The following is a 25,372-nucleotide window of genomic DNA, read 5'->3' on the forward strand; positions in this document are numbered from 1 at the left end:
GGAAAATTAGCATTTTGCCTTATGACGTAGGGCACAGGAAGCGTACGCCTGTGGCTTGACGCCGCCGGCGCGGGCGCGGATCGTTGCGCTCTCGGCAAACGGAGGACGGGAATGAAACTGGGAACACCGCTGTCGGTAAGCGCAGTGCGGGTCATGCTGCTGGGCGCCGGCGAACTGGGCAAGGAAGTCGTCATCGCGCTGCAGCGCCTGGGCGTGGAAGTGATCGCCGTGGACCGCTATCCCAACGCGCCCGGCCACCAGGTCGCCCACCGCGCGCACGTCATCCCGATGACCGACGGCGCCGCGCTGCGCGAACTGATCGAGCGCGAGCGCCCCCACCTGGTGGTGCCGGAGATCGAAGCCATCGCCACCGACATGCTGGTGCAGGTCGAGGCCGAGGGCCTGGCCGAAGTTATCCCCACCGCGCGCGCCGCCCAGCTCACCATGAACCGCGAAGGCATCCGCCGCCTGGCCGCGGAAGAACTCGGCCTGCCCACCTCGCCCTACCGCTTCGCCGATTCGCTGGAGGACCTGCAGGCGGCCATCGACGGCGGCATCGGCTACCCGTGCATCGTCAAGCCGGTGATGTCCTCCTCCGGCAAGGGCCAATCGACCGTGCGCGGCCCGGAAGACGTCGCCCGCGCCTGGGACTACGCCGCCGCCGGCGGACGGGTGAATCAGGGTCGGGTCATCGTCGAAGGCTTCATCGACTTCGACTACGAAATTACCCTGCTCACCGTGCGCGCCTGCGACGAGGCCGGCACGGTGCAGACGTACTTCTGCGAGCCCATCGGCCACAAGCAGGTGGCCGGCGACTACGTCGAATCCTGGCAGCCGCAGCCGATGAGTGCGGTGGCGCTGGGCAAGGTGCGCGAGATCGCTGCCGCGGTCACCGGCAACCTGGGCGGGCGCGGCCTCTTCGGCGTGGAACTCTTCGTCAAGGGCGAGCAGGTGTGGTTCTCGGAAGTGAGCCCGCGCCCGCACGACACCGGCCTGGTTACCCTGTGCTCGCAGCGTTTCTCCGAATTCGAACTCCACGCCCGCGCAATCCTCGGCTTGCCGGTGGACGTCGCCCTGCGCGAACCCGGTGCCTCCGCGGTGATCTACGGTGGCATGGACGAAGCCGGCGTGGCCTTCGAAGGCGTGGCCGACGCGCTCGCCGTGCCGCGCAGCGACCTGCGCCTGTTCGGCAAGCCGGAAGCCTTCACCAAGCGCCGCATGGGCGTGGCGGTGGCCAATGGCGACACGGTGGAGGAGGCGCGCGAGCGGGCGAAGCTGGCGGCGGGCCGGGTGCGGGTGGTGAAACCTGCGGCAGGAGACTAGAGGCCGGTCAGCCGGAACGGACTAGGTAAGCACCGTCCGGCCGAAGGACGCTCACGAGGATTCGACGCGGGAGGGGACCCATGCGGAAGCTTGCGCTGTTTGTTGTTCTGGGTATTGCGGTGTTTGCACCTGTGGCGAGCAGTGCTCCGATGGGTCTGCAACCCTGTGGCGATGCCTGGTATCGCTCGGTCGAGGCGCAGTTGCCGACCGGCGACGGGCAGGGCCATGGGCCGGATGTCGGCTCCGCGGAATGGAAGTCGGTGGTCGAGTTCCGGCTGGGCGTCCGAGGCGAAGTCGGCATACCGCCCCGGGACGATGAAGCCTGGTGCCGCTTCGTGGAGGCGCGCCTGCAGCAGCGCGGTCCGTCTTTCGACTGCGGCGGCGTGGCGGCAGGCAGTGTCGAGGCGATGATCTGCGGGGACGGGGAGCTGTCGGCGTTCGACCGTGAACTGTCGGGCGTGTATGCGGCCGCTTCGCGCAAGGCGGTCAAGGAGCATCCGCCGCGCCTGAAGGCGGAACAACGCGGCTGGATCAAGGGCCGCGACGATTGCTGGAAGAGCGAGGACAGGCGTGCTTGCGTCCGCGATGCCTATCGTCTGCGCATCGCGGCGCTGCAGGCGAGCTACCGGCTGGTGCCGGAGATCGGGCCAGTGCACTACATGTGTGACGGCAATCCGGCCAACGAGGTGGTGGTGACCTTCTTCCACACCGAACCGGCAACGCTCATCGCCGAACGGGGCGACAGCGTTTCGCTGATGTACGCGGCGCCCAGCGCCAGCGGCGCGCGCTACCTGGGGCGCAACGAGTCTTTCTGGGAACACCAGGGCGAGGCGCGGGTGACCTGGGGATATGGCGCGCAGGAGATGCGCTGCGAGAAGGCCAAGTAGGGCGGGGCCTTCGTCTGCGCACTGCCGTTCCGAGGCCCACTGCGGATACCGGACCGCTATGCCGCTTCCGGGCATGCATCCACCCGTCCGGCTGCCGGGCGCCCCTACGCAACCTTGCGTATTCCGCGCATCCCCCCGCCTCCCTAATCTGTGATCGTGCAATGCAGCAACGCGGTGCATCCGATCACTACCAGGGAGACCTTCCATGCAGACCCGTCGCAACTTCCTCAAGGCACTGACCCTTTCCGCTTCCATCGCCGCCATCGGCCTGCCGGTGGGCGCGCATGCGGCCGACACGATCAAGGTCGGCATCCTGCATTCGCTCTCGGGCACGATGGCGATCTCCGAGACTGCGCTGAAGAACGTGGCGCTGATGACCATCGAGGAGATCAACGCCGCCGGCGGGGTGATGGGCAAGAAGCTGGAGCCGGTGGTGGTGGACCCGGCCTCCAACTGGCCGTTGTTCGCCGAGAAGGCGCGCCAGCTGCTGACCCAGGACAAGGTGGCGGCGGTGTTCGGCTGCTGGACTTCCGTGTCCCGCAAGTCGGTGAACCCGGTGTTCAAGGAACTCAACGGCCTGCTGTTCTACCCGGTGCAGTACGAGGGCGAGGAGCTGGAGAAGAACGTGTTCTACACCGGCGCGGCGCCCAACCAGCAGGCGATTCCGGCGGTGGAATACCTGATGAGCGAAGAGGGCGGCGGCGCCAAGCGCTTCGTGCTGCTGGGCACCGACTACGTGTATCCGCGCACCACCAACAAGATCCTGCGCGCCTTCCTCAAGAGTAAGGGCGTGAGCGATGCGGACATCATGGAGGACTACACCCCCTTCGGCCACTCGGACTACCAGACCATCATCGCCAAGATCAAGCAGTTCGCCGCGCAGGGCAAGAAGACCGCAGTGATCTCGACGATTAACGGCGACTCCAACGTGCCCTTCTACAAGGAGCTGGGCAACGCGGGCCTGAAGGCGACCGACGTGCCGGTGGTGGCGTTCTCGGTGGGTGAGGAGGAACTGCGCGGCGTGGATACCAAGCCGTTGGTCGGCCACCTCGCGGCATGGAACTACTTCATGACCGTGGAGAACCCGCAGAACACCGCCTTCATCGACAAGTACAAGGCCTGGGCCAAGAAGAACGGCGTGCCCAACGCCGAGACCGTGGTCACCAACGATCCGATGGAAGCCACCTACGTGGGCATCCACATGTGGAAGCAGGCGGTGGAGCAGGCCAAGACCACCGACGTGGATGCGGTGATCAAGGCCATGGGCGGACAGACCTTCACGGCGCCCAGCGGCTTCACCCTGACCATGGACAAGACCAACCACCACCTGCACAAGCCGGTGCTGATCGGCGAAGTGCGTCCGGACGGCCAGTTCGACGTGGTGTGGCAGACCAAGGAGCCGATCCGCGCCCAACCGTGGAGCCCGTTCATCGAGGGTAACGAGGGCAAGCAGGGGCTTTGATGCAGGTTTGACTGCTGTAGGAGCGGGCTTGCCCGCGATATGCGGCCTCGGTCGCGGGCAAGCCCGCTCCTACGACGATGCAGCCTTACCGCTGGCGAGGCCGCTTCTGCAGTGATTAACGCCGCATCGCGGCCAAGGCCGCTCCTGCACGGCGGCCTTCACGAGTAGTGACATGAAAAAGAGCTCCCACTGGACACACCGCGCCTGGCTGATCCTGCCGCTGCTGGCAGCCTTGTTTCTGCTGATGGCGGCCGGCAAGGCGCGCGCGGCGCTGGATGAGGCAGCGCTGCAGCAGCTGGCCACCGGCGACTTCGGCGCGCGCATCGCAGCCATCGAGGCCATCGGCGCGGGCGGCGGAGAGGATGCGCGCCGGCTGATCGCCGCGCTGGAGGCGGGCGAGCTGGGCGTGCTGGACGGTCGTGTGGTGATCCTGACCGGCGGCACGGTAACCGACGCAGCCAGCGGCGCCACGCTGGAGGCCGCGGCGAATGCGGTCGATACCCTGCGGGTGAACAACCGCGTGCGCCGCGCAATCGGCACCGCCAAGGCGGCGCTGGATCTCACGGCGGGCGAGCGCGACACCCGTCTTGCTGCCGCCAACACCCTGCGCGACAACGCCTCCGAAACCCTGCTGCCGGTGCTCGAGCGCGCGCTGGAAACCGAGCAGGACGAGGCGATCCGCGACATCGTGCTGCTCGCCGCCGCACGGGTGAACCTGAATGCCGCCGAACCGGCCAAGCGCCTGAAGGCGGTGAGCGCGCTCGGCCAGTCGTCCGACCCGGCGGTGCGGACGATGCTGGAACCCTTCCTGCTGCCGGCCAACGAGCCCGACGCCCTGGTGCGCGAGGCCGCCGCCGATTCGATCAACGCCATCGAGCGCCGGGTGGCCTTCGCCCAGCACGTGGGCACGGTGTTCTCCGGCCTGTCGCTGGGCTCCATCCTGCTGCTCGCCGCGCTTGGCCTGGCGATCACCTACGGGGTGATGGGCGTCATCAACATGGCGCACGGCGAACTGCTGATGATCGGCGCCTACGCGGCCTACCTGGTGCAGGGCCTGTTCCGCACCCATCTGCCGGAGTGGGTGGACTGGTACGTGGTCGCCGCCATTCCCGCCGGCTTCTTCGCCGCCGCGGCGGTGGGCGTGCTCATGGAACGCAGCGTGCTGCGCTTCCTCTACGGCCGGCCGCTGGAATCCTTGCTGGCCACCTGGGGCATCTCGCTGGTGCTGATCCAGGCCGCGCGGGTGATCTTCGGGCCGCAGAACGTGGAGCTGGCCAACCCGAGCTGGATGTCCGGCGGGGTGGAGCTGGCCGCCGGCGTGGTGCTGCCCTACAACCGCATCGTCATCCTCGGCTTCGGCGTCTTCGTGCTGGTGCTGGTGTGGCTGATGATGAACCGCACCCGGCTCGGGATGTTCGTGCGTGCGGTCACCCAGAACCGCCCGATGGCCGGCTGCGTGGGTGTGCCCACCGCGCGGATCGATACGTTGGCCTTCGCCATCGGCGCGGGCATCGCCGGGCTGGGCGGGGTGGCGCTGTCGCAGATCGCCAACGTGGGCCCGGCCATGGGCACCGGCTACATCGTCGATTCCTTCATGGTGGTGGTGCTGGGCGGCGTCGGCCAGCTGGCCGGTGCTGTGTGGGCCGCGATGGGCCTGGGCATCGTCTCCAAGTTCCTGGAAGGCTGGGCCGGCGCGGTGATCGCCAAGATCCTGGTGCTGGTGTTCATCATCGCCTTCATCCAGAAGCGTCCGCAGGGCATCTTCGCCTTGAAGGGCCGCTTCGCAGACAGCTGATTCTCAACGGAGGAAGCGCCGCATGCGCACCCCATACACCGTCCGCCTGTTCACCAGCATGCCGCGCGCCGGCTGGGTGGCGCTCGTCCTCTTCGCCCTGTTCGCCTGGGTGTGGATGCCGATCGCCCACCTGGCGCTGCCGCCCGAGCATGCGCTGCATGTGTCGTCCTACTGGGTGAGCCTGCTCGGCAAGATCCTCTGCTACATGGTGGTGGCGGTGGCGATGGACCTGATCTGGGGCTACGCCGGCATCCTCAGCCTGGGGCACGGGCTGTTCTTCGCCCTCGGCGGCTACGCCTTCGGCATGTATCTGATGCGCCAGATCGGTCGTGACGGCTCCTACGGCGCGGAGCTGCCGGACTTCATGGTTTTCCTCGACTGGAAGGAGCTGCCCTGGTACTGGAGCGGGTCGGATTCTTTCCTGTGGGCGCTGTTCCTGGTGGTGGCGCTGCCGGGCGTGCTGGCCTGGGTGTTCGGCTTCTTCGCCTTCCGCTCGCGCATCAAGGGGGTGTATTTCGCCATCATCACCCAGGCGCTCACCTACGCCGCGATGCTGCTGTTCTTCCGCAACGAGACCGGCTTTGGCGGCAACAACGGCTTTACCGACTTCAAGCGCATCCTCGGCTACGGCATCACCACGCCGGAGATGCGGGTGGTGCTGTTCGGGCTCTCCGCCGCGCTGCTGGTCGGCGTGCTGCTGCTCGGGCGCTACCTGGTGACTTCGCGCTTTGGCCGCGTGCTGGCGGCGATCCGCGACGCCGAGAGCCGGGTGATGTTCATCGGCTACAACCCGCTGCACTACAAGCTCTTCATCTGGACGCTCTCGGCGGTGCTGTGCGGGCTGGCCGGCGCGCTCTACGTGCCGCAGGTGGGCATCATCAACCCCTCCGAAATGAGCCCGGCCAACTCCATCGAGATCGCGGTGTGGGTGGCGGTGGGCGGGCGCGGCACGCTGGTGGGCGCGGTGCTCGGGGCCGGCATCGTCAATCTTGCCAAGAGCTGGTTCACCGTGTCCTTCCCGGAATACTGGCCCTTCTTCCTCGGCTTCCTGTTCATCGCGGTGACGCTCTTCCTGCCCAGGGGCGTGGTCGGGCTGTGGGAGCAGCTGCGCAGCCGGCGCGGCCCGCAGGCCGCCAGCGATCCGGCGCCGGAAGCCGCGCCTGCGCCCGTGTCCGCCGCGCAGGGGCCCCGGCCGCCGGATACGGTGGTCCCCGCGCAAGTTTCCGAATCCACCCGCGGAGCCACCGCATGAGCACCGTCATCGAGCGCGACGCCGCGCAACAGGCCAACCAGCGCGAGCAATGGGAGGGCGAAGCCACCACCGCCCACCTGGTGCGCCCGGGCGAGCTGGACCTCTCGCACAATGTCATCCTCTACCTGGACGACATCACGGTGAGCTTCGACGGCTTCCGGGCGCTCAACAAGCTCAGCCTGGCCATCGATGCCGGCGAGCTGCGCTGCATCATCGGCCCCAATGGCGCCGGCAAGACCACGATGATGGACGTCATCACCGGCAAGACCCGCCCGGACGAGGGCAAGGCCTTCTTCGGCCAGACCATAGACCTGACCCGCATGAGCGAGCCCGAGATCGCCCACGCCGGCATCGGGCGCAAGTTCCAGAAGCCCACGGTGTTCGAGCAGCACACGGTGTTCGAGAACCTGGAACTGGCGATGAAGGCCGACAAGCGCGTGCGCCGCAGCCTGTTCGCGCGCCTGTCCAGCGAGGAGGGCGACCGCATCGCCGCGGTGCTGGACCGCATCCGCCTGGCAGGCGAGTCCGACCGCGTCGCCGGGCTGCTCTCGCACGGCCAGAAGCAGTGGCTGGAGATCGGCATGCTGCTGATGCAGGAGCCCCGCCTGCTGCTGCTCGACGAACCGGTCGCCGGCATGACCGACGACGAGACCGAACGCACCGCGGAGCTCTTCGTCAGCCTCGCCGGCGAGCATTCGCTGGTGGTGGTCGAGCACGACATGGCCTTCGTCGAGGCGCTGGGCGGCACGGTCACCGTGCTGCATGAAGGCTCGGTGCTGGCCGAGGGCGATCTGGCCACGGTGCAGAACGACCCGCGGGTGATCGAGGTGTATCTGGGCCGCTGAGGCAAAACACCGACTGTAGGAGCGGCCTTGGCCGCGATGCGGCGGTCCCCGCACCAACGCACGAATCGCGGCCAAGGCCGCTCCTACCAACCCATCGCAGGTCCCCGGCAGTAGGAGCGGGCTTGCCCGCGATGCGGCGGTTCCGGTACCAACGCACCAATCGCGGCCAAGGCCGCTCCTACCAACCCATCGCAGGCCCCGGCGGTAGGAGCGGGCTTGCCCGCGATGCGGCGGTTCTTGTACCAACGCACGAATCGCGGCCAAGGCCCCCTACCAACCCATCGCAGGCCTCGGCTGTAGGAGCGGCCTTGGCCGCGATGCGGCGGTTCAGACCATGCCGCCGGCCTTGGTTACAATCGCGGCTTTCGTTCTCCCGGAAGTTGCGATGAGCTCACCGATCCCTGCCCAGCCGGGCGTTCTGGCGCCGATCCCGCCGCTGGCCCGTCACTTGTTCTTCAGCCTCGAATCGGTCGAGGCGCTGCCGCAGGCGCTCGACGCGCTCGCCACCCAGGTCGATGGCGGGCACTGCGTTGCCGGCCTTGGCATCTCGCTGCTGCAGGCGCTGGACGCGAAGGTGGACGGACTGAAGGCCTTCCCGGCGCTGAGCGGCGCGGGCGTGGATGTGCCGTCCACCCAGCACGCGCTGTGGTGCTGGCTGCGCGGTGACGACCGTGGCGAGCTGCTGCACCGCGGCCGGGCGCTGCAGGCCGCGCTGGCCCCGGCGCTGCGTCTGGTGCAGGCCACCGACGCCTTCCGCTACCGCAGCGGCCACGACCTGACCGGCTACGAGGACGGCACCGAGAACCCGGAAGGCGAGGAAGCAGTGGCCGCAGCCTGCGCCACCGACGCGCCGGACGGCCTGCGGGGCGGCAGCTTTGCCGCCATCCAGCACTGGTTGCACGACCTGGCCGGCTTCGAGACGCTGCCCGAGGCCGAGCAGGACGACATCGTCGGCCGCCGCAAGTCGGACAACGAGGAACTGGACGACGCTCCCGAGTCGGCTCACGTCAAGCGCACCGCGCAGGAGAGCTTCGAGCCGGAGGCCTTCGTGCTGCGCCGCTCCATGCCGTGGGCGGACGAGCAGGGCGCCGGGCTGGTGTTCCTCGCCTTCGGGCACTCGCTGGACGCTTTCGAGGCGCAGATGCGCCGCATGGCCGGGCTGGACGACGGCATCGTCGACGCGCTGTTCCGCTTCAGCCGCCCGCTGACCGGCGGCTACTACTGGTGCCCGCCACTGCGCGAGGGGCATCTCGACCTGCGCGCCGTACTGCGCTGAAAACGCGTGAATAAATCTACTGCGCGGGCCGATGGCGGCGTTGCACGGTGCTCGCTTCCTCGCCTATCCATCTGATATGTCTCGGTCGCTGTGCGCCGCGCGCCTTGCCACCGACCCGCTCGCTACGATTTCTTCACACGTTTTGAGCGCGTCGCGCCGGGTACGCAATCTGGCGTATTCCGGCGCCGGCGGGGCTTCCGTAGTCTGTTCGCCATGATGCCTGGCGGCCGCTGAGCGTGCCGCTGCGGCGAACAGACCGGGAACTCCGCCAACCATGCTGAAAGTCGACAACCTCAACCAGTACTACGGCGGCAGCCACATCCTGCGCAACCTGTCCTTCGAGGTGCCGGCGGGCAAGGTCACCACCCTGCTCGGGCGCAACGGCGTGGGCAAGACCACGCTGCTCAAGACCCTGATGGGGCTGGTGCCCGCGGCCAGCGGCAGCGTCAGCTTCGACGGCCGCGAGATCACCCGGGCGCCATCCTACGAGCGGGTGCGCGCCGGCATCGGCTACGTGCCGCAGGGGCGCGAGATCTTTCCGCGCCTGACGGTGGAAGAGAACCTGCTGATGGGCCTGGCCACCCGTCCGCGCGGCGCCGCGGTGCCGGAGCGCGTGTTCGGCATGTTCCCGGTGCTGAAGCAGATGATGGCGCGGCGCGGCGGCGACCTCTCCGGCGGCCAGCAGCAGCAGCTGGCCATCGGCCGCGCGCTGGCCTTCGGCCCGCGTCTGCTGATCCTCGACGAACCCACCGAGGGCATCCAGCCGTCCATCATCAAGGACATCGGCAACGCCATCCGCCAGCTGGCCGGGACCGGCGAGATGTCCATCCTGCTGGTCGAGCAGTACTACGACTTCGCTCGCGACCTGTCCGATCACTACCTGGTGATGGAGCGCGGCGAGATCATCATGCGCGGCGAGGGCGCGACGATGGACGCCGACGGCGTGCGCGAGGCGCTGGCGGTGTGAGCCGGACCGAGCACTGCTGCACGGATACGCAGTAATACCTGTTCGGCTTTCCCGGCGTACATCGTAAGATATAGCCCCTTCCAATTTGGGGTCATTGCGTCCGTGGGCGCCCCAGCCTTGCTTCTGCCGGCTGCATTGGCCCTGCGATCTTGCCGAACACACCGTGAACAAGCTCTGGAACACCATCACCGAGCACATCGTCGCGCCGACCCGGCTGACCGCCGACCAGCTGCTCGGCCTGCTCACGCCCATAGGCCGTTCGGTACATATGCGGCGTCATGCCGCTTCGGTCATCGTCGCCCGCGTGCAGCTCATCTCGGCGCTGTTCGCCCTGCTGGTGCCCCTGTGGGCGGTGGTGGACGTGCTGGTGTTCGACGGAATCACCGCGACCTGGCTGGTGCTGCTGCGCCTGGTTTCGGCGGGGGTGTTCGTCGCCCTGGCCTGGCCGCGCGAGGTGTCGGCGACCCGACCCTACACCCAGGCGGTGGTGATGCTGCTGATCATGCTGATGGTGCCGCCGCTGTTCTACCTGGTGTCGCTGCAGATCATCGATCCGGTGGGCCTCACCGACAGCCAGCGGCTGGTGGCGCAGCTCTACACCTTCATGCCCACCATCGTGCTCGGCGGGCTGGCCATCTTTCCGCTCACCGCGCTGGAAATCCTGCTGTTCTCGCTGCCGGTACTCGGCATCGCGCTCACCGGCATGACCAGCGGCGGCGCCGAACTGGCGCTCGACCAGCACGGCGCGGCGCTGTGGTTCATGCTGATGATGATGGGCGTGGCGATGTTCTCCGGCATGAGCCAGTCGCACTACATGGAAAGCCTGGTGTACAAGGCGATGACCGATCCGCTGACCGGCGCCTACACCCGGCGCTCCGGCACCGAGGCGCTGGAGCTGATGTTCCGCCTCTCGTCGATGTCGGGCAAGCCGCTGGCGGTGGCTTTCTTCGACCTCGACCATTTCAAGACCATCAACGACAACTACGGCCACGAGGCCGGCGACCACGCGCTGTGCACCCTGGTCGAACGCCTGCGCGGCACGCTGCGGCGCGGGGACGTGCTGGTGCGCTGGGGTGGCGAGGAGTTCATCGCGGTGCTGCCGGACATGCCGGCCGACCAGATGCCGGCCTTCCTGCAACGCCTGCGCGGTGCGGGCTTCGGCACCCGGCCGGACGGCACGCCGCTGACCGCGTCCATTGGCGTGGCCGAAAGCATGGCCGACGGCGTGATGGACTGGCCGGCCCTGGTGGAACTGGCCGATCAGCGCATGTACGCCGCCAAGCACGGCGGGCGCGACCGCGCGGTGCTGCCCGGCGAACTGACCGTGATGCTCGAAGGCGCCGCTACAGCGGCCACACCCACAGCAGCATCGGCAGGCTGACCGCCACCACCAGGATCTCCAGCGGCAGCCCCAGGCGCCAGTAATCGCCGAAGCGGAAGCCGCCCGGCCCCAGGATCAGGGTGTTGTTCTGGTGGCCGATCGGGGTCAGGAAGGCGCACGAGGCGCCGACCGCCACCGCCATCAGGAAGGGATCGGCGCTCACCCCCAGGCTGGCCGCGGTGCTCAGCGCGATCTGGCACATCACCGCCGCGGTGGCGGCGTTGTTCATCAGGTCCGACAAGGTCATGGTGACCACCAGCACCACCGCCAGGGCGATGACCGGCTGGCCGCGGGCCAGGTCCTGCATCAGTGCGCCGGCGATCAGGTCGGCCGCGCCGGTTGTCTCCATGGCGCCGGCCACCGGCAGCAGGGCCGCGAGCAGCACCACCACCGGCCAGTCCACCGAGGTATACACCGCGCGCAGCGGCACGGTGCGCAGCGCCATCGAAGCCAGCACACCGGCGGCCAGCGCGACATGCGCCGGCAGCAGGCCGAGCGCCGCGACGCCGATGGACAGCACCATGATCGCCGCCGCCCGCCAGGCCATGCCGTCCGCGGGCAGCCTCAGCGGACGCTGGGCCAGCGGCACGCAGCCGGTTTCGGCGGCGAAGTCGGCCACCGCGTCCGGGTGGCCCTGCATCAGCAACACATCGCCGGCCATGAGACGCTGATGACGCAGACGGGCCACGCTGCGCTGGCCCTGGCGCGACAGCGCCAGCAGGTTGATGCTGTAGCGCGTGCGCAGCTGCAGCTCTCGCGGGCTGCGCTGGATCAGCGAAGACTGCGGCAACACCGCCAGTTCGGTGAGCGCCACCTCGTCGCCGTTGGCAGGGCGGGCGTCCTTTTCGGTTTCGTCCTTGTCGCCTTCGTCTTCCTTGTCCGACGCCTTGTCCTTGGCGCGTCCGCCGTCCTCCTTGTCCTCGTCTTTGTCCTCGTCCGGCTTGCGCGCCTCGGCCAGCTCCAGCCCAGCGGCCGACAGCGCCGCGGACAGGGTGTCGGCCTCTGCCTCGATCATCAGGATGTCGCCCGCGCGCACCCGGCGGCGCGGGTTGGGCGCGTGGATGCGCAGCTCGTTGCGCACCATGCCGATGAGCTGCGCGTCGTCATTGCTGAACAGCGCCTCGATCTCGCCCAGCGTCATCCCCACCGCCTTGCCGTCCTCGGGTACGCGTGCTTCGGTGATGTAGGCGCCGGTCTCGAAGCTTTCGACGCCGGCCGCGCGCCGCGCCGGCACCAGGCGCCAGCCGAGCAGGGCGATGAAGGCCACGCCGCTGGCGGCCACCGCGAGGCCCACCGGGGTGAAGTCGAACACCCCGAAGCTGCCGGCGCCGCTGGCCTGGCGGAAACCGGCGACGATGAGGTTGGGCGGGGTGCCGACCATGGTGGTCATGCCGCCGAGGATGGAGCCGAAGGCCAGCGGCATCAGCACGCGGCCGGGCGGCAGGTCCAGCCGGCGGGCGATCTGCACCGCCACCGGCATCAGCAGCGCCAGGGCGCCGACGTTGTTCATGAAGCCGGACAGCACCGCCGCCAGTGCGGTGAGTGCGGCGATGCTGGTCATCGCCCCGGCCGAGGCGGGCAGCACCCGGCGGGTGAGGGCATCGACTGCCCCGGTGTGCTGCAGGGCGGCGCTGAGGATCAGCACGCAGGCCACGGTGACCACTGCCGGATGGCCGAAGCCGGCGAAGGCGTCCTGGTAGCTCACCAGGCCGCTCAGCACGCAGGCGAGCAGGGCGCCGACCGCCACCATGTCGTGCCGCCAGCGTCCGAACAGGAACATCGCCATGGTGGCGAGCAGCACGGCAAGTATGGTGGCCTGGTCTGCGCTCATCGGCATTCCATCTCCGCGGATGTGGCTGGCTGCGTCCCCGGCCGGCGGCTTTCCAGGCCGGCGGCGGCTGGGCTACCATCGAAAGCGTCGACACGCACGCGCGGAGGGCGCCATGTTCAAACGCATCCTGGTGGCAATGGATGATACCGAACCGGGCCGGCATGCGCTCGGCAAGGCCATCGAGCTGGCCGCGGTGACCGGCGCGCAGCTGCGCGTGCTGCATGTGCTGGATCTGGCCGACCTGGCGCGCGACGCCGAGTTCGTAAACTGGTCCGAGCAGTCGGCCGAGCGCATGAACGCCGGCCAGGCGCTGGTGGACGCCGCGGTGGCGCGCGCCCGCGAAGCCACGGTGGACGCCGACGGCGTGCTGCTGCCGGTGGAAACCAAGGAGCAGAAGGTGGACGAGACCGTGGTCGCCCAGGCCGCCGACTGGTCCGCCGACCTGATCGTGCTCGGCACCCACGGCCGCAGCGGCCTCAGCCGCCTGCTGCACGGCAGCGTGGCCGAAGCGGTGCTGCGCGCCGCGGGGCGGCCGGTGCTGCTGTTCCCCCCGGAAAAGGACGAATAGCTGCTGTAGGAGCGGCCTTGGCCGCGATTGCGGTCTGCGGGAGAACCAAGGGCGTATCGCGGCCAAGGCCGCTCCTACAGGGGGTTGCGGTGCATGCGATTGGCATTGAGAATGCCGCGCATGTACGCATCTTCACTCCCCCATGCGAAACGCTTGCGTCATGGCCGTGTTTCCGAGCCGGGACGTGTCTATCTGGTGACCACGGTCACCCGTCGCAGGCGGCCCGTATTCGCTGATCTGACCCTGGCGCGTCTGGCAATTGGTGAGCTACGCGCCTGCGATGCCGCGGGCGAGTGCGAAACCCTGGCTTTCGTGCTGATGCCCGATCACCTGCATTGGCTGCTGGCACTCCGCAGCGCGAACCTTTCCGCCCTCGTCAGGCGCTTCAAGTCCAGTAGCGCGCGCCGCATCAATGCGGCCGGCGTGCCGGGCGATTGCGCACTCTGGCAACCCGGCTTCCACGATCATGCGCTGCGACGGGAGGAAGACATGGCGCAGATCGCGCGTTACATCGTTGCCAACCCCTTGCGGGCGGGGCTGGCCGGGTCCGTGCGGGACTACCCCCACTGGGATGCCGTCTGGCTGCAGCCCCTGTAGGAGCGGCCTTGGCCGCGATTGCGGTCTGCGGGAGAACCACGGCCGTATCGCGGCCAAGGCCGCTCCTACAGGTCGAGGACTTCCGGTAGCGGCACCACCTGCCAGCCCGCCGCCTGCAGCGCGGCGCGCAGTTGACGGGCGCTGTCGACTGCGCCGGGGGTGTCGCCGTGCACGCAGATGCTGTCCATGCGGCAGGGCAGCGTGCGGCCGCCGACGGTGACGATGCCGCCCGCGTCCAGCATGCGCAGCACGTGGGCGGTGAGCGCGTCGTGGTCGTGGATGACTGCGCCGGGCTGGCCGCGTGGCACCAGGGTGCCGGCGTCGGTGTAGGCGCGGTCGGCGAAGATTTCGGCGGCCACCCTCAGTCCGGCGCGCTCGCCCGCCTTGTGCAGTTCGGAGAGCGCGGGGGCGAGCAGGATCAGTGCCGCGTCGGCGGCCTTGACCGCACGCGCGATGGCGTCGGCCAGCGCGGCGTCCTCGCAGGCCTGGTTGTTCAGTGCGCCATGCGGCTTGACGTGGGTGACCCGGCTGCCTTCGGCCGCGGCGATGCCGGCGAGTGCGCCGATCTGGTAGATCACCATCGCCTCCAGCTCGGCGGGCGCCATCTTCATCTGCCGTCGGCCGAAGCCTTGCAGGTCCGGCCAGGCGGGGTGGGCGCCCAGGCTGACTCCGGCATCCAGCGCGGTGCGCACCGTGCGGCGCATCACCAGCGGGTCACCGGCGTGGAAGCCGCAGGCGATGTTGGCGCTGGCCACCACCTGCAGCAGCGCCTCGTCCTCGCCCATCTTCCAGGGGCCGAAGGATTCGCCGAGGTCGGCATTGAGATTGATGCGTTTGTTCATGGCGTGCTCCTGCGGGCGGGTGTCAGTTCAGCGGGCGGTATTCCGGGGCGAGCGCGTGCACCGCGTCGCCCGCCAGGTTGGCCGCGTACAGCGCGGCGAGGTCGATGCCGCCGGCGAGCGGGCGGATGGCGGCGAGCAGGCGCCGGGTCGCGGCTTCGCGCTCGCGCGCGGCCGCTCCGCCGGCGGCGGCGTCGACGCGCGCGAAGCGCAGCGTGTCGCCCGGCCGGCACTGCGCCAGGCGCGGCAGGTCGGCGCCGATTACGGTGGCGATCTTCGGGTAGCCGCCGGCGGTCTGTGCGTCGGCCATCAGCACGATGGGCAGGCCGTTGCCGGGTACCTGCACCGAGCCGGGCACGGTGGCGTCGGAGATGATCTCGCGCGCGCCGAGGTGCGCGAGCGCGCTGCCTTCCAGGCGCACGCCCATGCGGTCGGCCTGGGCGCTGACGCGGTAGTCGGCGGAGAAGAAGGTCTCCAGCGCCTCGCTGCTGAAGTGGTCGTCCTGCGGGCCGGGCATGGCGCGCAGCGGGCCGTCGTCGTCGGCGGGCGGGGTGCCGAGCACCCGTTCCAGGCCGCTGGGGGCTGCGGCCGGCAGGCGGGCGCCGGCAGCCAGCGCGCGACCATCCAAGCCGCCGAGCAGCGCACGCGGATAGGTGGCGGCGCTGCCCAGCACCGCCGGTACGGCCAGCCCGGCGACCGCGACCACCGCGATGCGCCCGCTGTTCATGCGGCGGATGCGCAGCTGCTCGCCATCGTTCAGCGTCACCGAGCGCCAGGCGGCCAGCGGGCGGCGTTCGCCGCCGGACTCCAGTTCGACCGCGGCGTCGCCCGCCACCGCCACGCGCAGCGCGCCACCGCGCGCGGCCAGATGCAGGCCGCCGTCGAAGCATTCGATCACCGGGGCGTTCTCGGCATTGCCGGCCAGGGTGTTGGCGATGCGCATCAGGCGCACGTCGAGCACGCCCGCCCAGGGCACGCCGATGCGCCGCCAGCCGCGCCGGCCGGCATCCTGCAGCGAGGCGTAGGCACCGGGGGCGAGGATCTCGATGTGGGGGGCGGTGTCGGTCATGTCCCGGTCTCGTTTGCGGTTGCGGCGACGAGCCAGCGCTGCGGATCGATCTCGCCGGCAGCCAGTGCGGCGGCGAGGCGTTCGTATTCGGCCATCGTCACCGGCTCGAAGCGCACCCGGTCGCCGGCGGCGAGCAGCGAGGGCGCGGCACGCGTGGCGTCGAACAGCGGCACCGGGCAGCGGCCCAGCAGATGCCAGCCGCCGGGGCTCTCCCAGGGGTAGATCGCGGTCAGGCCGGTGGCGATGGCCACGCTGCCCGGCGGCACGCGCACCCGCGGCTCGGTGCGGCGCGGCAGGCGCAGGGCCTCGGGCAGGTCGCCCATGAAGGGGAAGCCGGGCAGGAAGCCGAGCATGTACACCAGGTATTCGCTGCCGCTGTGCAGCGCGATGACCTCGTCCGCGCTGCGGCCGATGGCGCGCGCGGTGTCGGCGAGGTCGGGGGCGGCCTCGCCTTCGTAGCACACCGGCAGGCGCCAGCGCCGCCCGGCCGGCGGCGCAGCGTGTTCGGCGGCGGCGAAGAGCGGCTGCAGTTCGGCGAGCAACCCGGCGCGCGAGGTGGCCAGCGGATCGAAGAACACCGTCAGCGAGCGGAAGGTGGGCATGGTCTCGATCACGCCGGCCAGCCCGCCGGCGGCCTGGCGTGCGGCGATGGCGGCGTCGAGCGCATTGACCGCGGCGAGCAGGCGCGGGTCGATGGCGTCGCCGAACTCGATGGTGAGCGCGGCGTCGCCAGCGTCGAGTATGCGGATGGTCATGGTCGGCCCCGTGGGCGCTTACAGCACCGAAGTCGAGGCCGCGCGCGCGGCCTGGTCGTAGCGCCCGGAGAGGGTGCGCAGCAGGCGGGCGAGTTCGCCGATCTGCGCGTTGTCCTCGGGCGTGCCGGTGAAGCCGGGCATCAGGCAGGCCTCGCGCACGTCGCGGTAGGCGAGGCAGATCTCGCGCCCCTGGTCGGTGACCGCGAAGAAGGCTTCCTTGCCGCGCTTGGCGCTGGAGACCAGGCCCAGCCCGGCGAGCTTGCGCAGCGAGTAGGACACCACATGGGTGTCCTCCACGTTGAGCACGAAGCAGATGTCGGCCAGTCGCTTCTCGCTGTCGCGGTGCGCGACGTGATGCAGCACCAGCACGTCGATCGGCGTCATGTCCTTGACGCCGGCGGCGGTCATGCAGCGCATCATCCAGCGCGCGAAGGCGTGCCACGCGATGATCAGGCCGAACTCGAGCTCCGACAGTTCCGGCGACTTGGGCGACACCAGATGCTGCGAGGAGACGATGCGGCTGCTGTCCGCGGCGGGGGTGGTCAGCGTCGGCTTGCTCATTTTTTTCTCACGATACGTTTACGAATTCTTGACAATTTATAGACGAAATCCCAATCTTTCAACAGCGACGCATCCGTCGAGGCGGTTTCGTCGTTCTGTTTCACGTGCGAGAACACCCCTACAAGCCCTTTTCCGGAGACACACACGATGAACCTGAAGCACCGCATCCTGCAGGCCCTCGGTTGTTCCATGCTTGCGCTCGGCGTCGGCGGCGCCGCGCAGGCGCAGACCACCTGGGACATGCCCACCCCGTACCCGGCCAGCAACTTCCACACGGAGAACATCCAGCAGTTCGCCAACGAGGTCGCCGAGGCCAGCGGTGGCAAGCTGAAGATCACCGTCCATCCGAACGGCTCGCTGTTCAAGGCCAACGAGATCAAGCGCGCGGTGCAGGCCGGGCAGGCGCAGATCGGCGAAGTGCTGCTCTCCAGCCTGGCCAACGAGGACGCGCTCTACGCGCTCGATACCGTGCCTTTCCTCGCCACCAGCTATGCCGATTCGCTCAAGCTGTGGCAGGCCTCGCGCGCCGCGGTGGAAGCCCGCCTGGCGAAGAACGGCCTGAAGCTGCTGTATTCGGTGGCCTGGCCGCCGCAGGGCATCTACTCCAAGACCGCGCTCAGTTCGATGGCCGATCTCAAGGGCGTGAAGATCCGCTCCTACAGCCCGACCGTCGCCCGCATGATCGAACTGATGGGCGCGCAGCCGGTGACCGTGCAGGCCGCCGACCTGACCCAGGCGCTGTCCACCGGCGTGGTGTCGGCCAACATCACCTCCTCGTCCACCGGCTATGACTCCAAGAGCTGGGAGCAACTCGACTACTTCTTCGACGTGCAGGCCTGGCTGCCGAAGAACGTGGTGTTCGTGTCGAAGAAGGCCTTCGACGCGCTCGATCCCGCCACCCAGCAGGCGGTGAGCAAGGCTGCCGCCGCCGCCGAAGAACGCGGCTGGAAGGTCTCCGAGGAGAAGACTGCCTGGTACGTTGCCCAGCTCAAGGCCAACAACATGAAGGTGCTGCCGGCTTCCGACGCGCTGCAGGCCGAGCTGCTGAAGGTGGGCGAGAAGATGACCGCCGAGTGGGTGGAACGCGCCGGCGCCGACGGGCAGAAGATTCTCGACGCCTACCGCGCGGCCCGGTAACGCGACCGCCCCCCTGTAGGAGCGGCCTTGGCCGCGATCCGCCGCTTGGGTGCGGCGATGAACGCCGCTATCGCGGGCAAGCCCGCTCCTACGCGTTTTTTCTTGGTTCATCTGTCAGGAGTCCGCCATGAGAGCGTTCCTCGATTCCCTCTACCGCCTGTCCGGCGCACTGGCCGCGGTCGGCATGGTCGCCACGCTCGTCATGGTGTCCGCCGGCATCGTCAGCCGGCCGCTGGGCATCTACCTGCCCGGCACCGACGACTACGCGGGCTACGCCATGGCCGCCTGCGGCTTCCTGGCGCTGGCCTACACCTTCAAGCACGGCGAGCACATTCGCGTGAGCCTGGTCATCGAGCGTGCCGGCCCGCGCCTGCGCCGCGCCCTCGAATGCTTCTCGCTGGCCTCGGCCACCGCGGTGGTCGCCATGCTGGCCTGGTACTCGGTGCGCCTGGCCTGGCAATCGCACGAGTTCGAGGAGATCTCGCAGGGCGTCGATGCGACGCCGCTGTGGATCCCTCAGCTGTCGATGGCCTTTGGCGCGCTGGTGCTGCTGATCGCAGTAGTCGACGACCTGGTGCTCGCCACCCTGGGGCGCGAGCCGCGACGCCTGGCCACGGCCGGCGGCGAAGCCGTGCGCATGGAGTGAGCCGGACATGGAACTGACCATTGCTGCACTCCTGATCGGCCTGATGCTGGCGCTGCTGGCCGGCGGGCTGTGGATCGGCCTGGCGCTGATGGCCATCGGCATCCTCGGCACGCTCGGCTTCACCCCGCGTGCGCCGGGCGACGGCATGGCGGTCGCGATCTGGGGGGCGAACTCCAGCTGGACGCTGACCGCGCTGCCGCTCTTCCTGTGGATGGGCGAGATCCTCTTCCGCACCAAGCTCTCCGAGGACATGTTCAAGGGCCTGTCGCCCTGGCTGGAGCGCCTGCCGGGCCGCCTGCTGCACACCAACATCATCGGCTGTACGCTGTTCGCCGCGGTGTCCGGCTCCTCGGCGGCCACCTGCGCGACCATCGGCAAGATCGCGCTGCCCGAGCTCACCCGCCGCGGCTACCCGGAGTCGATGGCGCTGGGCACGCTGGCCGGCGCGGGTACGCTGGGGCTGCTGATCCCGCCGTCCATCATCATGATCGTCTACGGCGTGTCGGCCGACGTATCTATCGCCAAGCTGTTCATCGGCGGCGTGCTGCCCGGCATCCTGCTCGCCGGGCTGTTCATGGGCTGGGTGGTGGGCTGGTCGCTGCTGAACCATGCGCGCATCCCGCCGGCCGACCTGCGCACCAACTTCGTCGGCAAGCTGCGCGCCTCGCGCAACCTGATCCCGGTGATTCTGCTGATTGGCGGCGTGCTCGGCTCGATCTACGCCGGCATCGCCACCGCCACCGAGGCGGCGGCGATCGGCGTGGTCGGCAGCCTGATCATCGCCGCCAGCCAGAAGTCGCTCACCCGCAAGAGCTTCATCGATGCGCTGATGGGCGCCACCCGGCTGTACTGCATGATCGCGCTCATCCTCGGCGGTTCGGCCTTCCTGACCCTGGCCATGGGTTATATCGGCCTGCCGCGCCATCTGGCCGAATGGATAGGTTCGCTCGGCCTGTCGCAGGGCATGCTGCTGGTGGCGCTGGCGGTATTCTTCGTGCTGCTCGGCTGCTTCCTCGACGGCATTTCCATCGTGGTGCTCACCATGGCGGTGCTGCTGCCCACCATCCACGCGGCGGGCATCGATCCGCTGTGGTTCGGCGTGTTCGTGGTGGTGGTGGTGGAGATGGCCCAGATCACCCCGCCTGTGGGCTTCAACCTGTTCGTGCTGCAGGGGCTCACCGGCAAGCAGATCACCGAGATCGCGCGTTACGCGCTGCCGTATTTCCTGCTGATGGTGCTGGCGGTGGTGCTGCTCTACCTGTTCCCCGGCCTGGTGACCTGGCTCCCCGCCCATATGATGGGCTGAAACCGGGCACGACCCGAAGGTGTGCACTGCAATGGTGCATGAACGGCCCGCGGCGCTTGCGTTGCGGGCCGTTTTGCATCTGGAGTGGCTGGTTATTGAGGGCAAGATGCTGATCTGAAAGCATTTAGACGATCTGGCGCGCCGATTGCTAAATAGCCGGCATGAACGCCGTCACCGAGCGCCCGGACCTCCTCGCCCAGCCCGCCGTCACGCCAGCCCGCGCCGGCTGGCATGCCGCGCTCGCGCTCGAGTACCGGCGCCGCGGCGCGCGCACCCTGCTCGCCGCACGCCGCCACCATGGCCCCCTGGTGGTGCAGCGCCCGCTCTACCCGGAAGGCGAGGCGGTGTGCCACACCATCCTGGTGCATCCGCCAGCCGGCATCGTCGGCGGCGACCATCTGAACTTCTCCGCCACGCTGGGCGAGGGCGCCCACGTACTGCTGACCACGCCCGGCGCCGGCAAGTGGTATCGCTCGGCCGGTGGCGATACGCCGCCGGGACGCTTCGACCAGCGCATCGAACTGGCCGCCGGCGCACTGTGCGAATGGCTGCCGCAGGAGAGCATCGTCTATGACGGTGCGCTGGGCGAGCAGACCCTGGCGGTGGAACTCGCCGGCGACGCCTGCTTCATCGGCAGCGAGATGCTGTGCCTGGGCCGCACCGGTTCCGGCGAGCGCTTCAACCGCGGCGCGCTGGCGCTGTCCACCCGCATCAGCCGCGACGGCCGTCCGCTGTGGCTGGAAGCCGGCCGCATCGACGGCGGCGGCGCGCTGCTCGATTCCCCCGCCGGGCTCGCCGGCCAGCCGGTGGTCGGCACGCTGCTGGCCGCCAGCCCGCAAGTGGACGAGGCGCTGCGCGATGCCTGCCGGGAGATCCCGCCCGCTGCAGGCGAGGGCGGCGTGACCCTGCTGCCCGGGCTGCTGGTAGCGCGCTGGCTGGGGCCGCAGGCCGAAGCCGGGCAGCACTGGCTGCGTGCGTTGTGGCAGGTGTTGCGCCCGGCGCTCGCCGGCCGCGCGGCCGAGAAGCCGCGGATATGGAGTACCTAGTGTCAGGCGAGATTGCGCATGACGCGCCCGTAGGAGCGGCCTTGGCCGCGATCCGGCCTTTGTTGAGCCGAGCGCCGCATCGCGGCCAAGGCCGCTCCTACGGGGCAGGGCGCGCGTCTGGAACGCACAACTAAGAAACGAGGAGAACCCATGGAACTGACCCCCCGCGAGAAGGACAAGCTGCTGCTGTTTACCGCCGGCCTGGTGGCCGAGCGCCGCCTCGCGCGCGGCGTGAAGCTGAACTACCCGGAGGCGGTGGCGCTGATCAGTTGCGCCATTCTGGAAGGCGCGCGCGACGGGCGCACGGTGGCCGAGCTGATGAGCTACGGCGCCACCTTGCTGACCCGCGAGCAGGTCATGGACGGCGTGCCGGAGATGATCCCCGAGATCCAGGTGGAGGCCACCTTCCCGGACGGCACCAAGCTGGTCACCGTGCATCACCCCATCCCCTGAAGGAGCGTGCAGCGATGATTCCCGGAGAAATCCTCACCCGCGAGGGCGAGATCGAACTCAACGCCGGCCGCGCCACCGTGAGCCTGACGGTGACCAACACCGGCGACCGCCCGGTGCAGGTCGGTTCGCACTACCACTTTGCCGAAACCAATGCCGCGCTCGACTTCGACCGCGCCGCCGCCCGCGGCTGCCGGCTGGACATCGCCGCCGGCACCGCGGTGCGCTTCGAGCCCGGCCAGGCGCGCACTGTGCAACTGGTGGAACTCGCCGGCGAGCGCGTGGTGTATGGCTTCAACGCCCAGGTGATGGGGAAACTCTGATGAGCACGAAGATATCCCGCCGCGCCTACGCGGAAATGTTCGGCCCCACCACCGGCGACCGCGTGCGTCTGGCCGATACCGAACTGTGGATCGAGGTCGAGCACGACTACACGGTCTATGGCGACGAGGTGAAGTTCGGCGGCGGCAAGGTGATCCGCGACGGCATGGGGCAGGGCCAGAAGGTGTCCGCCGAAGTGGCCGACACGGTGATCACCAACGCGCTGATCGTCGACCACTGGGGCATCGTCAAGGCGGATGTCGGCCTCAAGGACGGGCGCATCCAGGCCATCGGCAAGGCCGGCAACCCGGACATCCAGCCGGGTGTCACCATCGCCATCGGCGCCGGCACCGAGGTCATCGCCGGCGAGGGGCTCATCCTCACCGCCGGCGGCATCGACAGCCACATCCACTGGATCTGCCCGCAGCAGATCGAGGAGGCGCTGATGAGCGGGGTGACCACCATGCTGGGCGGCGGCACCGGGCCCGCCACCGGCACGCTGGCCACCACCTGCACGCCGGGGCCCTGGCACCTCCACCGCATGCTGGAGGCGGCCGAGGCCTTCCCGATGAACCTGGGCTTCTTCGGCAAGGGCAACGCCTCGCTGCCCGAGCCGCTGCGCGAGCAGGTCGAGGCCGGCGCCATCGGCCTGAAGCTGCACGAAGACTGGGGCACCACCCCGGCGGCCATCGACAACTGCCTCTCCGTGGCCGAGGACTACGACGTGCAGGTCGCCATCCACACCGACACGCTCAACGAATCCGGCTTCGTCGAGACCACCATCGCCGCCTTCAAGGACCGCACCATCCACACCTTCCACACCGAAGGCGCGGGCGGCGGCCACGCGCCGGACATCATCAAGGCGATCGGCCGCCCCAACGTGCTGCCGTCTTCCACCAACCCGACTCGGCCCTACACGGTGAATACCATCGACGAGCACCTCGACATGCTGATGGTGTGCCACCACCTCGATCCGGCCATTGCCGAGGACGTGGCCTTCGCCGAGAGCCGCATCCGCCGCGAGACCATCGCCGCCGAGGACATCCTGCACGACCTGGGCGGCTTCTCGATGATGTCCTCGGACTCGCAGGCCATGGGCCGGGTGGGCGAGGTCATCACCCGCACCTGGCAGACCGCACACAAGATGAAGGTGCAGCGCGGCGCGCTGCCCGAGGATGCGGCCAGCGGCGGTGCGGACAACTTCCGCATCAAGCGCTACATCGCCAAGTACACCATCAACCCGGCCATCACCCACGGCATCGCGCATGTGGTCGGCTCCATCGAGGTCGGCAAGCTCGCCGACCTGGTGCTGTGGCGCCCGGCCTTCTTCGGCGTCAAGCCCAGCCTGATCCTCAAGGGCGGGGCGATCGCCGCGGCGGCGATGGGTGACCCCAACGCCTCCATCCCCACCCCGCAGCCGGTGCACTACCGGCCGATGTTCGCCAGCTACGGCAAGGCGCTTTCGCGTTCGCTTACCTTCGTCTCGCAGGCCGCGCTGGCCAATCCGGCGGTGGCTGCGCTGGGGCTGTCCAAGCCGCTGGAGGCGGTGCGCGGCTGCCGCACCGTGCAGAAGGCCGACATGGTGCATAACGGCGCCACCCCGCAGATCGAGGTGGACCCGGAAACCTACGTGGTGCGCGCCGATGGCGAGCTGCTCGCCTGCGAGCCGGCCGCCGAGCTGCCGATGGCGCAGCGCTACTTCCTCTTCTGAACCGGAGAACGACCATGCTGACCACTCACCATGCCCCGGCAAGCGCCGCGACCGCACCCGCCAGCGCCATTCCTGCCGACACCACTGTCCGGAACCCCGCCATGCTGCTGATCGAAACCCTGTACACCGGCCACGCGGTGGCCAGCGAGCACCTCGAACTGTCCTTCGAATACCGTACCAAGAGCCGCCTGCGCGCCACCCTGAAGTCCGGCGAGGAGGTCGGCCTGTTCCTGCCGCGCGGCACCATCCTGCGCGGCGGCATGAAGCTCGCCGCGGCCGACGGGCGCATCGTCGAAGTGCTCGCCGCCCCCGAGGAGCTGCTCGAAGTGCGCTGCGCCGACGCGCTGGAACTGGCCCGCGCCGCCTACCACCTGGGCAACCGCCACGTCGCGGTGGAACTGGGCGAAGGCTGGCTGCGCATCCAGGCCGACCACGTGCTGGAAGGCATGCTCGCCGGTTTGGGCGCCACGGTGACCGCGGTCACCGCGCCCTTCGAGCCGGAAGCCGGCGCCTACGCGCATGGTCACCAGCATCCGGGCGAAGGCTCCAGCGCCGCGCGCATCCATGTGATGGGCGGCAGCTACTGAGATCGCACGCCATGCTGCCGCTCGTCCGCCTGCTGCAACTGGTCAGTCCCGCGCTGCCGGTGGGTGCCTACACCTATTCGCAGGGCCTGGAATGGGCGGTGGAGGCCGGCACCGTGCGCACCGAGGCCGATGCCGCGCGCTGGATCGGTGACCTGCTCGAACACGGCACCGGCGCCTTCGAAGCGCCGCTCGCCGCCCGCCTGCTCGCCGCCTGGGCGCAGGCCGGGGAGGGCGGTGCGGAGGCGGGTGAGGCACTGGCCGAGGTCGCCGCACTGAACGCCGACTTCCTCGCCAGCCGGGAAACCGCCGAGCTGCGCGCCGAGACCGTGCAGATGGGGTACTCGCTGGTCCGCCTGCTCACCGGTCTGCCAGCTTTCGCGGCATTGCCCGGCTGGGTGGATCGGCTGGAAGCGATCGAAGAACCGGCCTTTCCCACCGCGTGGACGGCTGCCGCGGCCGCCTGGCAGGTGCCGCCGGGCGAGGCGGTGGCCGCCTACCTGTGGGCCTGGGCGGAGAATCAGGTGATGGCCGCGGTCAAGGCGGTGCCCTTGGGACAAAGCGCCGGGCAGCGTCTGCTGGCCACGCTGGGCGAGCGCATCCCGGCGGTGGCCGAGCGCGCGCTGGTGCTGCCGCGCGGCGCCTGGAGCAACTTCTCGCCCGCGCTGGCCATCGCCAGCAGCCGGCACGAAACCCAATACACCCGGCTGTTCCGCTCGTAGAGACACGAATGAATACCCGAACCGGACCCGTAGGAGCGGCC

Annotated in this window: 25 protein-coding genes; 20 read left to right on the top strand and 5 right to left on the bottom strand. The window is 69.3% G+C overall.

From position 1 onward, the window contains the following. Window positions 1-111: 111 nt before the first annotated feature. The 9 genes from purT (at window position 112) to IAI53_RS18725 (ending at window position 11,188) form a co-directional block, all read left to right on the top strand. Window positions 112-1,323, top strand: coding sequence for a formate-dependent phosphoribosylglycinamide formyltransferase (gene purT, locus IAI53_RS04480; protein WP_187716925.1), 1,212 nt, complete (start codon window positions 112-114; stop codon window positions 1,321-1,323). An 80-nt stretch (window positions 1,324-1,403) separates the two neighbouring features. Further along, window positions 1,404-2,210, top strand: coding sequence for an MliC family protein (locus IAI53_RS04485; RefSeq protein WP_187716926.1), 807 nt, complete (start codon window positions 1,404-1,406; stop codon window positions 2,208-2,210). A gap of 205 nt (window positions 2,211-2,415) precedes the next feature. Next, window positions 2,416-3,672, top strand: coding sequence for an urea ABC transporter substrate-binding protein (gene urtA / locus IAI53_RS04490; protein ID WP_187716927.1), 1,257 nt, complete (start codon window positions 2,416-2,418; stop codon window positions 3,670-3,672). A gap of 172 nt (window positions 3,673-3,844) precedes the next feature. Beyond that, window positions 3,845-5,467 carry an urea ABC transporter permease subunit UrtB gene (gene urtB, locus IAI53_RS04495; RefSeq protein WP_187716928.1) on the top strand — a complete coding sequence of 541 codons (1,623 nt, stop codon included), beginning with the start codon at window positions 3,845-3,847 and terminating at the stop codon, window positions 5,465-5,467. 22 nt (window positions 5,468-5,489) lie between these two features. After that, entirely contained in the window at window positions 5,490-6,719 is a 1,230-nt protein-coding gene (gene urtC / locus IAI53_RS04500; RefSeq protein WP_187716929.1) for an urea ABC transporter permease subunit UrtC, read from the top strand. Further along, window positions 6,716-7,564 carry an urea ABC transporter ATP-binding protein UrtD gene (gene urtD / locus IAI53_RS04505; RefSeq protein ID WP_187716930.1) on the top strand — a complete coding sequence of 283 codons (849 nt, stop codon included), beginning with the start codon at window positions 6,716-6,718 and terminating at the stop codon, window positions 7,562-7,564. The genes urtC and urtD overlap by 4 nt, the downstream gene beginning before the upstream one ends. Window positions 7,565-7,949: 385 nt before the next feature. After that, window positions 7,950-8,840, top strand: a complete 891-nt coding sequence (locus IAI53_RS04510; protein ID WP_187716931.1) for a Dyp-type peroxidase — start codon at window positions 7,950-7,952, stop codon at window positions 8,838-8,840. Between the two features lie 274 nt (window positions 8,841-9,114). Further along, the gene (gene urtE, locus IAI53_RS04515) at window positions 9,115-9,807 is read left to right on the top strand and encodes an urea ABC transporter ATP-binding subunit UrtE (protein ID WP_187716932.1); all 693 of its coding nucleotides are present in this window, start codon (window positions 9,115-9,117) and stop codon (window positions 9,805-9,807) included. Between the two features lie 163 nt (window positions 9,808-9,970). Next, complete coding sequence (locus IAI53_RS18725; protein WP_187716933.1) at window positions 9,971-11,188, top strand: GGDEF domain-containing protein; 1,218 nt, start codon at window positions 9,971-9,973, stop codon at window positions 11,186-11,188. On the opposite strand, the gene IAI53_RS04525 is transcribed toward IAI53_RS18725, so the two are convergent. Further along, window positions 11,151-13,019, bottom strand: a complete 1,869-nt coding sequence (locus IAI53_RS04525; protein WP_187716934.1) for an SLC13 family permease — start codon at window positions 13,017-13,019, stop codon at window positions 11,151-11,153. The genes IAI53_RS18725 and IAI53_RS04525 overlap by 38 nt on opposite strands. 112 nt (window positions 13,020-13,131) lie before the next feature. On the opposite strand from IAI53_RS04525, the gene IAI53_RS04530 reads away from it, so the two are divergent. Continuing rightward, window positions 13,132-13,587, top strand: coding sequence for a universal stress protein (locus IAI53_RS04530; protein ID WP_187716935.1), 456 nt, complete (start codon window positions 13,132-13,134; stop codon window positions 13,585-13,587). 120 nt (window positions 13,588-13,707) lie between these two features. Beyond that, a complete protein-coding gene (locus IAI53_RS04535) occupies window positions 13,708-14,184 on the top strand; it encodes an REP-associated tyrosine transposase (protein WP_187716936.1) in 477 nt (158 codons plus the stop codon). Window positions 14,185-14,249: 65 nt separating this feature from the next. Here IAI53_RS04535 and IAI53_RS04540 read toward each other — a convergent pair whose 3' ends face one another. Genes IAI53_RS04540 through IAI53_RS04555 form a run of 4 tightly spaced genes read right to left on the bottom strand, consistent with a single transcriptional unit; the run spans window position 14,250 to window position 17,408 of the window. Further along, a complete protein-coding gene (locus IAI53_RS04540) occupies window positions 14,250-15,026 on the bottom strand; it encodes a LamB/YcsF family protein (protein WP_187716937.1) in 777 nt (258 codons plus the stop codon). A 22-nt stretch (window positions 15,027-15,048) separates the two neighbouring features. After that, entirely contained in the window at window positions 15,049-16,092 is a 1,044-nt protein-coding gene (locus IAI53_RS04545) for a 5-oxoprolinase subunit C family protein (protein WP_187716938.1), read from the bottom strand. After that, window positions 16,089-16,847: a 5-oxoprolinase subunit PxpB gene (pxpB, locus tag IAI53_RS04550; protein WP_187716939.1), complete on the bottom strand. Its 759-nt coding sequence runs from the start codon at window positions 16,845-16,847 to the stop codon at window positions 16,089-16,091. Before pxpB ends, IAI53_RS04545 begins: the two co-directional genes overlap by 4 nt. 18 nt (window positions 16,848-16,865) lie before the next feature. Then, window positions 16,866-17,408, bottom strand: coding sequence for a winged helix DNA-binding protein (locus IAI53_RS04555; RefSeq protein ID WP_187716940.1), 543 nt, complete (start codon window positions 17,406-17,408; stop codon window positions 16,866-16,868). 147 nt (window positions 17,409-17,555) lie between these two features. Here IAI53_RS04555 and IAI53_RS04560 point away from each other — a divergent pair, with 147 nt between their 5' ends. The 9 genes from IAI53_RS04560 (at window position 17,556) to IAI53_RS04600 (ending at window position 25,331) form a co-directional block, all read left to right on the top strand. Further along, on the top strand, window positions 17,556-18,545 hold the full coding sequence (locus tag IAI53_RS04560; RefSeq protein WP_187716941.1) for a TRAP transporter substrate-binding protein: 990 nt from the start codon (window positions 17,556-17,558) through the stop codon (window positions 18,543-18,545). A gap of 127 nt (window positions 18,546-18,672) precedes the next feature. Next, complete coding sequence (locus IAI53_RS04565) at window positions 18,673-19,191, top strand: TRAP transporter small permease (protein ID WP_187716942.1); 519 nt, start codon at window positions 18,673-18,675, stop codon at window positions 19,189-19,191. Window positions 19,192-19,198: 7 nt separating this feature from the next. Further along, window positions 19,199-20,497, top strand: coding sequence for a TRAP transporter large permease (locus IAI53_RS04570; RefSeq protein WP_187716943.1), 1,299 nt, complete (start codon window positions 19,199-19,201; stop codon window positions 20,495-20,497). 161 nt (window positions 20,498-20,658) lie between these two features. Further along, complete coding sequence (locus IAI53_RS04575; protein ID WP_187716944.1) at window positions 20,659-21,543, top strand: urease accessory protein UreD; 885 nt, start codon at window positions 20,659-20,661, stop codon at window positions 21,541-21,543. A 150-nt stretch (window positions 21,544-21,693) separates the two neighbouring features. Then, window positions 21,694-21,996, top strand: coding sequence for an urease subunit gamma (gene ureA, locus IAI53_RS04580; RefSeq protein WP_187716945.1), 303 nt, complete (start codon window positions 21,694-21,696; stop codon window positions 21,994-21,996). 14 nt (window positions 21,997-22,010) lie between these two features. Continuing rightward, window positions 22,011-22,316 (top strand): urease subunit beta, encoded by a 306-nt coding sequence (locus IAI53_RS04585; protein ID WP_187716946.1) that lies wholly within the window; start codon window positions 22,011-22,013, stop codon window positions 22,314-22,316. Continuing rightward, window positions 22,316-24,025: an urease subunit alpha gene (gene ureC, locus IAI53_RS04590; protein WP_187716947.1), complete on the top strand. Its 1,710-nt coding sequence runs from the start codon at window positions 22,316-22,318 to the stop codon at window positions 24,023-24,025. Before IAI53_RS04585 ends, ureC begins: the two co-directional genes overlap by 1 nt. 101 nt (window positions 24,026-24,126) lie before the next feature. Then, a complete protein-coding gene (gene ureE / locus IAI53_RS04595; RefSeq protein WP_187717957.1) occupies window positions 24,127-24,612 on the top strand; it encodes an urease accessory protein UreE in 486 nt (161 codons plus the stop codon). A gap of 11 nt (window positions 24,613-24,623) precedes the next feature. Further along, the gene (locus IAI53_RS04600) at window positions 24,624-25,331 is read left to right on the top strand and encodes an urease accessory protein UreF (RefSeq protein ID WP_187716948.1); all 708 of its coding nucleotides are present in this window, start codon (window positions 24,624-24,626) and stop codon (window positions 25,329-25,331) included. Window positions 25,332-25,372 lie beyond the last annotated feature (41 nt).

Source organism: Thauera sedimentorum, assembly GCF_014489115.1.
GTDB lineage: Bacteria > Pseudomonadota > Gammaproteobacteria > Burkholderiales > Rhodocyclaceae > Pseudothauera > Pseudothauera sedimentorum.

What these genes read in the sequence shown, in the direction of transcription:
- IAI53_RS04530 (WP_187716935.1), top strand. Translation starts at nt 13,132, where the DNA reads ATGTTCAAACGCATCCTGGTGGCAATGGATGATACCGAACCGGGCCGG.
- ureA (WP_187716945.1), top strand. Translation starts at nt 21,694, where the DNA reads ATGGAACTGACCCCCCGCGAGAAGGACAAGCTGCTGCTGTTTACCGCC.
- urtB (WP_187716928.1), top strand. Translation starts at nt 3,845, where the DNA reads ATGAAAAAGAGCTCCCACTGGACACACCGCGCCTGGCTGATCCTGCCG.
- IAI53_RS04600 (WP_187716948.1), top strand. Translation starts at nt 24,624, where the DNA reads ATGCTGCCGCTCGTCCGCCTGCTGCAACTGGTCAGTCCCGCGCTGCCG.
- IAI53_RS04510 (WP_187716931.1), top strand. Translation starts at nt 7,950, where the DNA reads ATGAGCTCACCGATCCCTGCCCAGCCGGGCGTTCTGGCGCCGATCCCG.
- ureC (WP_187716947.1), top strand. Translation starts at nt 22,316, where the DNA reads ATGAGCACGAAGATATCCCGCCGCGCCTACGCGGAAATGTTCGGCCCC.
- urtD (WP_187716930.1), top strand. Translation starts at nt 6,716, where the DNA reads ATGAGCACCGTCATCGAGCGCGACGCCGCGCAACAGGCCAACCAGCGC.
- urtE (WP_187716932.1), top strand. Translation starts at nt 9,115, where the DNA reads ATGCTGAAAGTCGACAACCTCAACCAGTACTACGGCGGCAGCCACATC.
- ureE (WP_187717957.1), top strand. Translation starts at nt 24,127, where the DNA reads ATGCTGCTGATCGAAACCCTGTACACCGGCCACGCGGTGGCCAGCGAG.
- IAI53_RS04485 (WP_187716926.1), top strand. Translation starts at nt 1,404, where the DNA reads ATGCGGAAGCTTGCGCTGTTTGTTGTTCTGGGTATTGCGGTGTTTGCA.
- IAI53_RS04570 (WP_187716943.1), top strand. Translation starts at nt 19,199, where the DNA reads ATGGAACTGACCATTGCTGCACTCCTGATCGGCCTGATGCTGGCGCTG.
- pxpB (WP_187716939.1), bottom strand. Translation starts at nt 16,847, where the DNA reads ATGACCATCCGCATACTCGACGCTGGCGACGCCGCGCTCACCATCGAG.
- IAI53_RS04525 (WP_187716934.1), bottom strand. Translation starts at nt 13,019, where the DNA reads ATGAGCGCAGACCAGGCCACCATACTTGCCGTGCTGCTCGCCACCATG.
- purT (WP_187716925.1), top strand. Translation starts at nt 112, where the DNA reads ATGAAACTGGGAACACCGCTGTCGGTAAGCGCAGTGCGGGTCATGCTG.
- urtC (WP_187716929.1), top strand. Translation starts at nt 5,490, where the DNA reads ATGCGCACCCCATACACCGTCCGCCTGTTCACCAGCATGCCGCGCGCC.
- IAI53_RS04555 (WP_187716940.1), bottom strand. Translation starts at nt 17,408, where the DNA reads ATGAGCAAGCCGACGCTGACCACCCCCGCCGCGGACAGCAGCCGCATC.
- IAI53_RS04565 (WP_187716942.1), top strand. Translation starts at nt 18,673, where the DNA reads ATGAGAGCGTTCCTCGATTCCCTCTACCGCCTGTCCGGCGCACTGGCC.
- urtA (WP_187716927.1), top strand. Translation starts at nt 2,416, where the DNA reads ATGCAGACCCGTCGCAACTTCCTCAAGGCACTGACCCTTTCCGCTTCC.
- IAI53_RS04540 (WP_187716937.1), bottom strand. Translation starts at nt 15,026, where the DNA reads ATGAACAAACGCATCAATCTCAATGCCGACCTCGGCGAATCCTTCGGC.
- IAI53_RS04535 (WP_187716936.1), top strand. Translation starts at nt 13,708, where the DNA reads ATGTACGCATCTTCACTCCCCCATGCGAAACGCTTGCGTCATGGCCGT.
- IAI53_RS04585 (WP_187716946.1), top strand. Translation starts at nt 22,011, where the DNA reads ATGATTCCCGGAGAAATCCTCACCCGCGAGGGCGAGATCGAACTCAAC.
- IAI53_RS04560 (WP_187716941.1), top strand. Translation starts at nt 17,556, where the DNA reads ATGAACCTGAAGCACCGCATCCTGCAGGCCCTCGGTTGTTCCATGCTT.
- IAI53_RS04575 (WP_187716944.1), top strand. Translation starts at nt 20,659, where the DNA reads ATGAACGCCGTCACCGAGCGCCCGGACCTCCTCGCCCAGCCCGCCGTC.
- IAI53_RS04545 (WP_187716938.1), bottom strand. Translation starts at nt 16,092, where the DNA reads ATGACCGACACCGCCCCCCACATCGAGATCCTCGCCCCCGGTGCCTAC.